The following is a 12,491-nucleotide window of genomic DNA, read 5'->3' on the forward strand; positions in this document are numbered from 1 at the left end:
TTCCAGATATCACGGTCGCATGAAATCATTGTTTCAATGCGTGCGATCGAACCTGGAACGATGAATACCGACCGGCATCCGGCCGACGCGGACGGCATGGGCTCGTCGGTAGAGCAACTGGTGCGCAATCACTATGAAGCGCTCTCGCCTTCCGAGCGGCGGCTGGCCGATGTGATCGTGCAGCGGGGAAAGGACCTGGCGTCCTACTCCGCCACGGAGTTGTCGCAGCTCGCCGGGGTGTCGAAGGCCACCGCGGCCCGCTTCTTCAAGCGGCTGGGCTACGAGGACTTCAGCAAGTTCCGCGCCGACGTCAGGGCCCGGGTCTCCGCCGAGTCCCCGCTGTTCCATCTGGACCGCGCCACCAAGGCAGCCGGCAATCACCGCGGGCTGGCCAGTCACTTCGAAGCCGACGCCAACAACCTCGCGGAGACCTTCGAGCGCGTCGGCCCGAAGGAGCTGCAGCGGGCCGTGGCCGTGCTGCGCGCGGCCCGGAAGATCTGGGTCGTGGGCTACCGCAATGGCTTCGCCACGGCGTTCTATGCGCATGCCCTGTTCTCGCACGCCATCGCCGACGTGACGCTGGTCAACGAAGCGGCGGGCAAGGTCGCCGACACCTTGTCCGAGATCGCCAGGGGCGATGTGCTGTTCGCCGTCGATTTCCGCCGGCGAACCCGCCTCCTTCCCCGGGTCGTGGAGGTGGCGCGCGAAGCGGGGGCCGAAGTCGTCCTGCTCACCTATTCCCCCCTGTCGCAGGTGGCGGCCCGCTCCAGCGTGGTCTTGCACTGCGCCACCAAGGGAACGTCGATCTTCGACTCGTACGTCGCCGCCATGAGCCTGGTCAATTACCTGGGCACCGAGCTGGTGACGACGGCTCCCAGGAAAGCGAGGGAACGCATGGAGCGCATGGAGCGCATCCACGAGTTGCTGGGCGACCTTGCCGAATAGAGAACCAACCTGCAGGAAGAAATGACTTCATCACCGCCATCCGTGCCCGTCGACCTGTTCGTCAATCCGGCCTGCCGGCGCGACGAGCCCTATGGAGACCGCCGCGGGTCCATCCTCGGCGCGGCCGCCCTGGCCGACGCGAGCAGCGAGATCGGCAGCTGGCCCGGCTATTCGGTCACGCCCGTCCACGCCCTGAAGGGCCTGGCCGCCCGGCTGGGGGTCGGCGCCATCGACTACAAGGACGAGGGCGGGCGCTTCGGCCTGGGCAGCTTCAAGGCACTGGGCGGTGCCTACGCGGTCTCGAGGCTGCTGCGCCGGCTGGTCGGGCAGCGGATCGGCAAGAGCGTCACGACGGCCGACCTGCTGGCCTCGCCCTGCCGCGAGCTGGCAGCGCAAATCACGGTCACCTGCGCCACCGACGGAAACCATGGCCGTTCGGTGGCCTGGGGCGCCCAGCTGTTCGGGTGCCGGTGCGTGATCTACATCCACGCCACCGTGAGCGAAGGTCGGCGCCAGGCGATCGAGCGTTACGGCGCCCGCGTCGTCCGCACCCCGGGCAACTACGACGATTCCGTGCGGCAGGCCGATGCGGATGCCCGCGAGAACGGCTGGCACGTGATCTCCGACACCTCCTACGAGGGCTACATGGATGTCCCGCGCGACGTGATGCAGGGCTACCAGCTCATGGTGGAAGAGTCGGTGCGGCAACTGGAGCAGCTGCCCACCCACGTCTTCGTCCAGGGGGGCGTCGGCGGCCTGGCCGCCGCCGTGTGCGGGTACTTCTGGGAGCGCCTGGGCGCGCAGCGGCCGACGTTCGTCGTGGTCGAGCCGGACCGGGCGGACTGCCTGATGCGCAGCGCGCGCAACGGCAAGGTGACGGCCGTCCACGGCGACCTCGATACCGTGATGGCAGGCCTGGCCTGCGGCGAGGTGTCCCTGCTCGCCTGGGAGATCCTGGAGGCGGGTGCCGACGCCTTCGCGGTGGTGCCCGATACCGCGGCGATCGCCACCATGCGCCTGATGGCCGATCCGCTGCCGGGCGATCCCGCCATCGTGGCCGGCGAGTCGGCGGTGGCGGGGCTGGCGGCGGCGATCGGCATTGCGCAGGACGAGGCCCAGCGCCAGTCGCTGGGCATCGACGGACGCAGCCGCCTGCTGTTCTACGGCAGCGAGCGGGATACCGATCCCGACCTGTATACGCGGATCGTGGGCCGCTCGGGCGCCGAAGTCGCGACGGCAGGGAGCGCCGCCTGATGGCCACGCCGTCGATCAACGGGCCCCGGCTGCTCGCGTCGCTGGCCGAGCTCGGCCAGGTGGGCGCGCTCGAGGGCGGCGGAGTCTGCCGGCTCGCCCTGACGGATGCCGACAAGGCGGGCCGCGACTGGACGGTGGCCCGCATGCGCGCGCTCGGCATGTCCGTCTCGATCGACGCGATCGGCAACGTCGTCGCCACCCATGCCGGGCAGCAAGACGGGCCGGCGGTGATGACGGGCTCGCACATCGACACGGTCCGCACCGGCGGCCTGTACGACGGCAACTATGGCGTCCTGGCCGGCCTGGAGGTGGTGGCCGCGCTGCGCGATGCCGGCGTGAGGACGCGGCGGCCCATCGCGGTGGCCTTCTTCACCAACGAGGAAGGCGCACGCTTCGCCCCGGACATGATGGGCAGCCTGGTCTACCAGGGCGGCCTCGCACTGGAGGCGGCCCTGTCGACCACGGGCATCGATGGCAAGACGGTCGGGGATGAGCTGCGGCGCATCGGTTACGCGGGCCCGGCGCCGGTGGGCGCCAACCGGGTCGACAGCTTCATCGAGCTGCACATCGAGCAGGGCCCGGTGCTGCACCGGGAGGGCGTGCGCATCGGCGTCGTCGAAGGCGTCCAGGGCATCTCCTGGACCGAGTTCACCGTGCACGGGGTGTCCAACCACGCCGGCACGACGCCGATGAACATGCGCAACGACGCCGGCTACGTGGCGGCCTGCGTGGCCACCTTCGCGCGCGACCTCACCCGCCGCCTGGGCGGCAACCAGATCGCCACCGTGGGCGCCGTGACGCTGGCGCCGAACCTGGTGAACGTGATCCCCAACAAGGCGGTGTTCACGGTCGACCTGCGCAACACCGACGGCGAGGCCCTCAAGGCGGCCGAGGCGCAGTTGTGGGCCCAGGCCGAGCGCATCGCCAGCGAGGAGGGCGTGCGCTGCGAGCGCCGCATGCTGGCCCGCTTCGATCCGGTGGCCTTCGATCCGGCGGTGGTCCGGCGCATCGAGTCCATCGCGGCCGGCCGCAATCTGAGCCACCGGCGCATGCCCAGCGGCGCCGGCCACGATGCCCAGATGCTGGCCCCCATGTGCCCCACCGGAATGATCTTCGTGCCCAGCATCGACGGCCTGTCGCACAACGTCAGGGAACGAACCGAGCCCGAGGACCTGGTGGCCGGCGCCGAGGTCCTGCTGCAGGCGCTGACGGATCTCGCGAACCGTCCCTGACGGCGCTCCCTTTTCCCTTTTCCAACCCCCCGAGTCGCCGGAGGAATTCGTGACCCGCATCGTCAAGGTAGCCCTGGGCCAGCTAGGCCCCATCCAGCGCAGCGATACGCGCATCCAGGTCGTGCAGCGGCTGTGCGAGCTGATGAAGGAGGCGCATGCACTGGGCGCCGACCTGATCGTCTATCCGGAGCTGGCCCTCACCACCTTCTTCCCGCGCTGGTTCATCGAGGACGAGGACGAGATCGACCGGTACTTCGAAACGGAGATGCCCAGCCCGGCCACGCAGCCGCTCTTCTCGCTGGCCGCCCGGCTGGGCGTGGGCTTCTACCTGGGCTATGCGGAGCTGGCCGAGGAAGCCGGAGGGCGGGTCCGCTACAACACCTCGATCCTGGTGGACAAGAGTGGCAGGATCATCGACAAGTACCGCAAGGTGCATGTGCCCGGGCATTTCGAGCACGAGCCCTGGCGGCGTTTCCAGCACCTGGAAAAGCGCTACTTCCGCCCCGGCAAGCGCTTCGGCGTGACCCGGGCCTTCGGCGGCATCGTCGGCATGGCGCTGTGCAACGACCGGCGCTGGGCCGAGACCTACCGCGTGCTGGGCCTGCAGGGGGCCGAACTGGTGCTCATCGGCTACAACACGCCGGTCCATAACGCGCCGGCGCCGGCGCACGACGACCTGTCGCTGTTCCACAACCGCCTGTCGATGCAGGCGGGCGCCTACCAGAACGGCACCTGGGTGGCGGGCGTCGCCAAGGCAGGCGTCGAGGAGGGCGTGGACAGCATCGGCGGCAGTTGCCTGGTGGCGCCCTCGGGCGAGGTGGTGACCGCCTGCCTGACCAAGGGCGACGAGGTGGCGATCGCCCGCTGCGACCTGGACTTCTGCGCGGTCTACAAGCGCACGACCTTCAATTTCGACTTGCACCGTCAGCCCGCAGCGTACGGAATGATCGTGGAGCGCAAGGGCGAGAAGCTTGCCGCGGACGGCTCTCCCTGGCCACCGGCCGGGGAGGACGCCTGACACGTTTCTCGCGATCACTGGCAGGGAACCCTTCCACTCAAACTCAGAGGAAACAGCATGTTCGTCAAATCAGGCTTCAGCTTTTCGGCGTTGGCACTTGCTGCCGCCATTTCGGCCGGGGTGTCGCCGGCCGCCTCGGCTGCCGCGGACTCGCGGACGGTCAACATGATTTCGCAGGGGGACCTGAAGATCCTGGATCCGATCCAGAACCCTTCGTACATCACCCGCAACCACGGCTACATGATCTACGACACGCTGTTCTCGCAGAACAGCAAGGGCGAGATCAAGCCCCAGATGGTCGAGACCTTCAAGGTGTCGCCGGACAAGAAGGTCTGGACCTTCACCTTGCGGCCGGGGCTCAAGTGGAGCGACGGCACGCCGGTGACTGCGGCGGACTGCGTGGAGTCCCTCCGGCGCTGGAGTGCCCGCGACGTGTCCGGCCGCCTGCTGGGGGCTGCGATCGGCGAGCTCAAGGCGGTCGATGCCTCGACGTTCACCCTGACGCTGGCCAAGCCGTTCGGACCGGTGATCGAAATGCTGGGCAAGCCCTCGTCCAACGTGCCCTTCATGATGCCCGAGCGCATCGCCAAGACCCCGGCGGCCGAGCAGATCAAGGACACGACCGGTTCCGGCCCGTTCGTCTTCAAGCGCGACGAATGGGTGCCGGGCAACAAGATCGTCTACGTCAAGAACCCCCACTACGTGCCCCGCAAGGAGCCGGCGGACGGGCTGGCCGGCGGCAAGGTCGTCAAGATCGACCGCGTGGTCTGGAACGTGATCCCCGACCCGAACACCGCCCTGTCGGCCTTCAAGAGCGGGGAGATGGATGTGTACGAGCTGCCGCCCGCCGACTTCCTGGAGCCGCTGGCCAAGGAACCGGGCGTCAAGCTGTCGCTGGACCCGCTGGGCAACCAGGGCTGGCTGCGGCCCAACCACCTGCAGGCCCCGTTCAACAACCCGAAGGCCCGGCAGGCGCTGACCTACCTGGTCAACCAGGACGAGTACCTGGCCGCGGCCGGGTTCGGGCCCAAGTACCGCCATCCCACCTGCACCGCCTACTTCATGTGCGGCAGCATCAACGAGTCCAGGGCCGGGGCCCAGCCGTACCAGAAGGGACAGGACCTGGAGAAGGCCAAACAGCTGCTCAAGGAGGCGGGCTACAAGGGCGAGAAGATCGTCGTGCTGGCACCCTCCGAGCCGCCGATCCAGGCGGCCGCGGCCCTGGTGACCATCCAGAACCTCAAGAAGATCGGCGTCAACGTCGAGGCGCAGGCGATGGACTGGGGGACCCTGCAGGCGCGCCGCTCCAAGAAGGACGGCTGGCACATCTTCCATACCTACTCGGTCGGCGCCGACGTCTTCTCGCCCGCCGTCAATGCCTATGCCCAGGCCAACTGCGACGCCGCACCCTCGGGCTGGCCCTGCGACGCCGAACTGGAAAAGCTGCGGGCCGACTGGGTGGCGGAAAGCGACGGCACCAAACGCAAACAGATCACCGATGCGATCCAGGCGCGCATGTACGAGGTGGTTCCGTACGTCAACTTCGGCCAGTTCTTCCAGCCGATGGTCTACCGCTCGAACCTGAGCGGGGTGCTCGACGTGGGCATTCCGGTGATGTGGAACGTGGAGAAGAAGTGAGCTGAGCCTTCCATGGCGCCCTGCCGGGCCGCGGTTGCGCGGCCCGGCGGCCCGGGCGCCATGCCCCGATCGACCTGCAGGACTTCCATCCCATGCTTTTCCTCATCAAGCGTGTCGCAGCGGTGATCCCGGTCCTGGGCATCGTGGCGGTCATCGTCTTCCTGTTGCTGCGCCTCGCGCCGGGCGACCCGGCCGTCATCATCGGCGGCGATACGGCGACCGACGAGGACATCGAGCGGATCCGCAAGTCGCTGGGGCTGGACCAGCCGATGGCGCACCAGTTCATCCACTGGATGTGGCGGATGCTGCACGGGGACTTCGGGACCTCGGTGTTCACCGGCCTGCCGGTTTCCGAGCTGATCCTGCAGCGCGCCGAACCGACCCTGTGGCTGGCGGCGCTGACCATGCTGTTCGCGGTCGTGCTCGCCGTCCCGATGGGGATCTGGGCCGCCTGGAAGTGCGGCACCTGGATCGACCGGTCCCTGTCGGCGCTGTCGGTCGTGGCCTTCTCGCTGCCCGTGTTCCTGATCGGCTATGCGCTGGTGTATGGGTTTTCGACCCAGCTCGGCTGGTTTCCGGTGCAGGGCTTCAAGAGCCTGTCCGAGGGGCTGGGGCCCTTCGCCCGCCACCTGATCCTGCCGGTCGTCAGCGGCGGCGTGATCTACATGGCGCTGCTGGCGCGCATGACGCGCGCGACCATGCTGGACATCCTGGGGGAGGACTACATCCGCACCGCCCGCGCCAAGGGCGTGCTGCGCACCCGGCTGCTGCTGCGCCACGCGCTGAAGAATGCGGCCGTTCCGGTCATCACGACGGTCGGACTGGGCATCGCCATGCTGCTCGGCGGCGTGATCGTGACGGAAAGCGTCTTTGCGATTCCCGGCATCGGCCGGCTGACCGTGGACTCGATCCTGCGGCGCGACTACCCGGTGATCCAGGGCATCGTGCTGGTCACCTCGATCGCCTACGTGCTGATCAACCTTGTCATAGACCTGCTCTATGGCCTGTTCGACCCGCGAATCCGGTACTGACCCGCCCCCATCCGCAGAAGCCCTAGTCCCATGCATACGACAGTCGAACAGCTGGAGGCGCGGCTGGCCCGCAACGCCAGCAGGCCGAAGCTGCTGCAGTTCGCTCTGCGCAACCCGACCCTGGCCACCGGCTTGCTGCTGGTGGCGCTGGCGGTCGGCCTGGCCATCCTGGCCCCCTGGATCGCCAGCCATGACCCGACCGACATGAACGTGGCGCAGCGCCTGAAGCCGCCGTCCGCCGTGTACCTGTTCGGCACCGACGCGCTCGGCCGGGACATCTTCGCCCGCACCCTCTTCGGCGCCCGCGTCTCCCTGTTCGTGGGATTCGCGGTGGCCCTCGCGAGCGTGTCGATGGGCGTGCTGATCGGGACCGTCGCGGGCTTCAGCCGCGTGGCCGACGCCGTCATCATGCGCATCATGGACGGGATGATGGCCATCCCGGGCATCCTGCTGGCCGTGGCCCTCATGACGTTGATCCAGGCCAGCGTGCAGACGGTGGTGATCGCCATCGCGCTGCCGGAAATCCCCCGGGTCGTGCGGCTGGTCCGGTCGATGGTGCTGACCATCCGCGAGCAGCCCTATATCCAGGCGGCCGAGGCGATGGGCACGCGGTTCCACCTGATCCTGCTGCGGCACGTGATTCCGAACCTGCTGACGCCATTGATCGTGCAGGCGAGCTTCATCTGCGCCTCGGCGATGATCTTCGAGGCCTACCTCAGCTTCCTGGGGGCGGGAACGCCGCCCGAAGTGCCCAGCTGGGGCAACATCATGGCGGAAGGCCGATCGGTCGTTCAGCTGGCCTTCGGCGTCATCCTGTATCCGGGCCTGTTCCTCGGGATGACGGTTCTTGCCGTGAACATGATCGGTGACGGGGTCCGCGACCTGCTGGATCCGCGCATCGCCAGGAAGCTCTGACCATGACGCAGCCGATCCTCGAAATCGACGACCTGCACATCTCGTTCGCGAGCGTGAACGGTGTCACGCGGGCCGTCGAGGGCGTTTCGTACCAGGTGCACCCGGCGGAGATGCTCGGCGTGGTCGGCGAGTCCGGCTGCGGCAAGAGCGTCACCGCGATGTCGGTGCTGCGCCTGCTGCCGGGCGCGCCGGCCACGCACATCGCCGGCGCGATCCGCTTCCGCGGGGAAGATCTCCTGGCCGCCTCCGAGCAGAGGATGCAGGCCATCCGGGGCAACGAGATCTCGATGATCTTCCAGGATCCGATGACGTCGCTGAATCCGGTGCTCACGATCGGCGAGCAGATTGCCGAAGTGCTGATCCTGCATGAACGCATCGGCAAGGCGGCGGCCTGGAAGAGGACGGTCGAGCTGCTGGCCCTGGTGAACATCCCGGACCCGCACCGGCGCGTGAAGGAGTACCCCCACCAGTTTTCGGGCGGCATGCGGCAGCGCGCCATGATCGCCCTCGCGCTGGCGTGCAATCCCGCCGTGCTGATCGCCGACGAGCCGACCACGGCGCTCGACGTGACCATCCAGGCGCAGATCATGGAACTGCTGGACCGCCTGCGCCGCGACACCGGAACGGCCATCGTGCTGATCACCCATGACCTGGGCGTGGTGGCGGAAAGCTGCGACCGGGTCGTCGTCATGTACGCCGGGCGCAAGGTCGAAGAGGCATCCGCGCAGGACCTCTTCGAAAACCCGGCGCACCCCTACACGCGCGGGCTGCTCGGAGCGATTCCCCATCTCGACTCGCCGCTGACCCAGCCGCGTGGCCGGCTGGCCGAGATCCCCGGCATGGTCCCGTCGCTGCGCACCGCGGCCAGGGGTTGCCGCTTCGCCGACCGGTGCCCCTCCGCCATCGAGCTGTGCCGCCGGACGGTGCCGGCCCTCGAACCGGTCGGACCCGACCGGATGTCCCACAAGGCAGCCTGCTGGCAAGTCCCCGCCGCTGCAGAAAAGAGGCTCGCATGAACGCCACCGTGGTCGACCTCGCGCCGCGGCAAGCGGCCCGCCCACCCCTGCTCGAGGTCCGTGACCTGGTCAAGCACTACGCCGCCGGGCGATGGCTGAAGCCGCTGCCCGTCAAGGCGGTGGACGGCGTCTCGTTCACGGTCGGCCACGGCGAGACCCTGGGCCTGGTCGGGGAGTCGGGCTGCGGGAAATCCACCGCGGCCAAGACCATCCTGCGGCTGCTGGAGCCGACCTCCGGCCAGATCCTGCTCGAAGGGCAGGACATCGCGCCGCTGTCGGCGTCTTCGTTCCGCCGCCACCGCTGCGACCTCCAGATCGTCTTCCAGGACCCCTACGCGTCCTTGAATCCGCGCATGAAAGCCGGCGACATCGTCGCGGAACCCCTGCGCAACTTCGGCCGGCATGCCGAGATCGCCGGCGGCCGCGTGGCCGAGCTCTTTGCCCGGGTGGGGCTGGACAGGGCTGCGATGAACAAGTACCCGGGCGAATTCTCCGGCGGCCAGCGCCAGCGGCTGGGCATTGCGCGGGCGCTGGCGCTGAATCCGAAACTGATCGTGTGCGACGAGCCGGTGTCGGCGCTGGACGTCTCCATCCAGGCCCAAGTCATCAACCTGCTCGGCGACCTGCAGCAGGACCTCGGGATCTCCTACCTGTTCGTCGCCCACGACCTGGCGGTGGTCAGGCACATCAGCCAGCGCGTCGCCGTGATGTACCTGGGCCGCATCGTCGAGATCGGCCCGGTCGAGCGGCTCTACGGCAACCCGTCCCACCCCTACACCCAGGCCTTGCTGTCGGCGGTGCCGAAGGTCAGGCCCGGAACCCGGGCGGCCAAGATCGTGCTCAAGGGGGACATCCCCAGTCCGGCCAACCCGCCGTCCGGATGCACCTTCCGGACCCGCTGCCCGGTGGCGCGGCCGGCCTGTTCGGAAAGCGCGCCGAAGCTGGAGGCGGTCGGCAACGACCACTACGTCGCCTGCCATTTCAAGGCCGGATGAGGCCGGCGCAGGATGGATGCGCCGCGTTGCGGGCTGCGGGCGTGAACCGGCATCCCGTTCATCCGGGCGACCCGGCTCAACCGAGCTCGGCGATCGTCAGCGGGTCCGCCTGACCACCGAAGTAGCGCTGCAGGCAGCGCCCGAAGACCTCGTCGCCGGGCGCCGCCCGTGCGAACAGCGTCAGGCAGGACCGCAGCTTCACCGCGTCGATGCCGCCGAGGATCTCGCCGGCCTGCCTGCCCTCCGGCGCATCGAGCAGCAGCGCGCAGGCCTCCCGCAGTCGGGGCCCGAGGACGGGATGGGCCCGATAAGCCCTGGCCTCGTCCAGGCCGGACAAGCCGTAGTGCCGGGCCATGCTGCTGCGCCCCAGGCCGGCGAGCTGGGGAAACACGAACCACATCCAGTGGGTCTGCTTGCGGCCGGCGCGCAGCTCGGCGAGCACGGTCTCCCAGACGGGATCCTGTGCCGCCACGAAGCGCTGCAGGTCGAACGGGTCGCCGGCCATGCGGCACTCTAGCCCGTTCCGGCCGGCGCGTGCGGCTGCCTAGCGCGCGTCCGGCAGCTCGATCTTCACCTCCAGCACCTCCAGGTTGTCCTGGCGCTCGAGCTGGACCTTGATGTCTTGCGGGTCGATCTTGATGTACTTGCCGATCACCGCCACCAGGTCGCGCTGCAGCGCGGGCAGGTAGTCGGGCTCGCGGGCGCTGCGGCCGGAGCGCTCGTGGGCCAGGATGATCTGCAGCCGCTCCTTGGCGACCGAGGCGGTCTTCTTCTTTTCGCCGAGCAGGAAGGAGAGCAACGACGCCATGGCTCAGCGGCCTCCGAACAGGCGCTTGAGGAAGCCCTGCTTCTGCGCATCGACGAAGCGCATGGGCACGTCCTTGCCGAGGAAGCGGTCCACCACGTCCCGGTAGGCCTCGCTCACGTCGCTGCCCTTCAGGTGCACCGCCGGCAGGCCCTGGTTGCTGGCCTGCAGCACCGTCTCGCTCTCGGGAATCACCCCGATCAGCGGGATGCGAAGGATGTCCTGGATGTCCTCCAGCGACAGCATCTGGCCCTGGTCGACCCGGTTGGGGTTGTAGCGGGTGATGAGCAGGTGTTCCTCGACCGGCTCCTTGCCTTCGATGGCGCGCTGGGTCTTCGACGCCAGCATGCCCAGGATGCGATCCGAGTCGCGCACCGACGAGACCTCGGGATTGGTCACCACCAGCGCGTCGTCGGCGAAGTGCATGGCCATCAGCGCACCGGTCTCGATGCCGGCCGGCGAGTCGCACACGATGTATTCGAAGCCCATGCCGGCCAGTTCGCGCAGCACGCGCTCGACGCCCTCCCGGGTCAGGGCCTCCTTGTCGCGCGTCTGCGAGGCCGCCAGCACCGACAGGTTGTCGCAGTTCTTGTCCTTGATCAGCGCCTGGTTCAGCGTGGCCTCGCCCTGCACGACGTTGACGAAGTCGTAGACCACGCGGCGCTCGCAACCCATGATCAGGTCCAGGTTGCGCAGGCCGACGTCGAAGTCGATGACGGCGGTCTTGTGGCCGGCCAGCGCCAGGCCGGAGGCGAAGCTGGCGCTGGTGGTGGTCTTGCCGACCCCGCCCTTACCGGAGGTGACGACGATGATTCTTGCCATGGGATTCCTGGACTGAGGAGGGAGTGAAATCGAGTGCCTGCATCACCAGCCGGCCTTCGGTGCCTCCCTCCAGCCGCACCTGGGTGGGCTGGCCGAGCAGCTCGGGGGGCAGGGGCACGTCGCTGGTGCGGTAGACGCCGGCAATGGAGACCAGCTCGGGTTCGAGGCACAGGGTGACGATGCGCGCCCCGGTGTTGCCGCGCGCGCCGGCGATGGCCTTGCCGCGCAGCGGTGCGTAGACGTGGATGCTGCCGTCGGCGATGACCTCGGCGCCGGGGTTCACCATCGACATCACCACCAGGTCGCGACCGCGGGCATAGACCTGCTGGCCGGAGCGCAGGGGCTTGTCGACGACGAGTGCGCCCACCGCAGCGGGGGAAGGCTCCGCGACGGTTTCGGGAGGAGCCGGCGCGATGCCGGTGCGGGCGCCTGCGGCGTTGGCGTCGACGCCGGCTGGCGGCTCGCCGGCTCGCGCCGCCGCAGGCCGGGCCAGCTCCGCCTCGGCCTGCGCCAGCCCGGCCGTGCGGGCGGCCGCCTGCTGCGCCGGGCTGCCGCCGCGCACCGCCACCGGCAGCACGCGGTAGCCGCGCAGCAGTTGCACCAGCGCAGCGAAGTCCACCGCGGCATCGCCCGGCAGCGGCGCCAGGTCGATCACCAGCGGGTCGTGGTCGAAGAAGTCGGGAATGTCGCCGAAGCGGCCCCGCAACTCGCCCGCCAGGGCGGAAAGGTCGGCCGACTTGAGCAGCAGGGCAACCAGCGGAAGGTTGGCGCTCTTGATCTCGAAGGTGGCAGGGGTGCGGCCTGCGAGGGCAACGGACAT

At 68.8% G+C, this 12,491-nt stretch carries 13 protein-coding genes; 9 read left to right on the top strand and 4 right to left on the bottom strand.

Annotated elements, in window-relative coordinates; all coding sequences use genetic code 11:
- Positions 1-60 precede the first annotated feature (60 nt).
- The 9 genes from V6M57_RS16340 to V6M57_RS16380 all read left to right on the top strand — a co-directional run bounded on the left by V6M57_RS16340 (position 61) and on the right by V6M57_RS16380 (position 10,044).
- Positions 61-945, top strand: a complete 885-nt coding sequence (locus V6M57_RS16340; protein ID WP_332816056.1) for a MurR/RpiR family transcriptional regulator — start codon at positions 61-63, stop codon at positions 943-945.
- 42 nt (positions 946-987) lie between these two features.
- Positions 988-2,199, top strand: a complete 1,212-nt coding sequence (locus tag V6M57_RS16345) for a diaminopropionate ammonia-lyase (protein ID WP_332816057.1) — start codon at positions 988-990, stop codon at positions 2,197-2,199.
- A complete protein-coding gene (locus V6M57_RS16350; RefSeq protein ID WP_332816058.1) occupies positions 2,199-3,431 on the top strand; it encodes a Zn-dependent hydrolase in 1,233 nt (410 codons plus the stop codon). Before V6M57_RS16345 ends, V6M57_RS16350 begins: the two co-directional genes overlap by 1 nt.
- A 49-nt stretch (positions 3,432-3,480) precedes the next feature.
- Complete coding sequence (locus V6M57_RS16355; RefSeq protein WP_332816059.1) at positions 3,481-4,449, top strand: N-carbamoyl-D-amino-acid hydrolase; 969 nt, start codon at positions 3,481-3,483, stop codon at positions 4,447-4,449.
- 57 nt (positions 4,450-4,506) lie between these two features.
- Complete coding sequence (locus V6M57_RS16360; protein ID WP_332816060.1) at positions 4,507-6,087, top strand: ABC transporter substrate-binding protein; 1,581 nt, start codon at positions 4,507-4,509, stop codon at positions 6,085-6,087.
- Positions 6,088-6,179: 92 nt separating this feature from the next.
- Complete coding sequence (locus V6M57_RS16365; RefSeq protein ID WP_332816061.1) at positions 6,180-7,118, top strand: ABC transporter permease; 939 nt, start codon at positions 6,180-6,182, stop codon at positions 7,116-7,118.
- Between the two features lie 30 nt (positions 7,119-7,148).
- Positions 7,149-8,033, top strand: coding sequence for an ABC transporter permease (locus V6M57_RS16370; protein ID WP_332816062.1), 885 nt, complete (start codon positions 7,149-7,151; stop codon positions 8,031-8,033).
- 2 nt (positions 8,034-8,035) lie between these two features.
- Positions 8,036-9,049, top strand: coding sequence for an ABC transporter ATP-binding protein (locus V6M57_RS16375; protein WP_332816063.1), 1,014 nt, complete (start codon positions 8,036-8,038; stop codon positions 9,047-9,049).
- Positions 9,046-10,044 carry an ABC transporter ATP-binding protein gene (locus V6M57_RS16380; RefSeq protein WP_332816064.1) on the top strand — a complete coding sequence of 333 codons (999 nt, stop codon included), beginning with the start codon at positions 9,046-9,048 and terminating at the stop codon, positions 10,042-10,044. The genes V6M57_RS16375 and V6M57_RS16380 overlap by 4 nt, the downstream gene beginning before the upstream one ends.
- Before the next feature lie 76 nt (positions 10,045-10,120).
- Here V6M57_RS16380 and V6M57_RS16385 read toward each other — a convergent pair whose 3' ends face one another.
- From V6M57_RS16385 to minC, 4 genes are read right to left on the bottom strand one after another with little or no spacing between them, the layout of a single operon-like run.
- Positions 10,121-10,549, bottom strand: coding sequence for a DUF1810 domain-containing protein (locus tag V6M57_RS16385; protein ID WP_332816065.1), 429 nt, complete (start codon positions 10,547-10,549; stop codon positions 10,121-10,123).
- 39 nt (positions 10,550-10,588) lie between these two features.
- Positions 10,589-10,852 carry a cell division topological specificity factor MinE gene (gene minE, locus V6M57_RS16390; protein WP_332816066.1) on the bottom strand — a complete coding sequence of 88 codons (264 nt, stop codon included), beginning with the start codon at positions 10,850-10,852 and terminating at the stop codon, positions 10,589-10,591.
- A gap of 3 nt (positions 10,853-10,855) precedes the next feature.
- Positions 10,856-11,671, bottom strand: a complete 816-nt coding sequence (gene minD, locus V6M57_RS16395) for a septum site-determining protein MinD (protein WP_332816067.1) — start codon at positions 11,669-11,671, stop codon at positions 10,856-10,858.
- On the bottom strand, positions 11,640-12,491 hold the full coding sequence (minC, locus tag V6M57_RS16400) for a septum site-determining protein MinC (RefSeq protein ID WP_332816068.1): 852 nt from the start codon (positions 12,489-12,491) through the stop codon (positions 11,640-11,642). Before minC ends, minD begins: the two co-directional genes overlap by 32 nt.

This window comes from Ramlibacter sp. (genome assembly GCF_036676645.1).
GTDB lineage: Bacteria > Pseudomonadota > Gammaproteobacteria > Burkholderiales > Burkholderiaceae_C > Ramlibacter.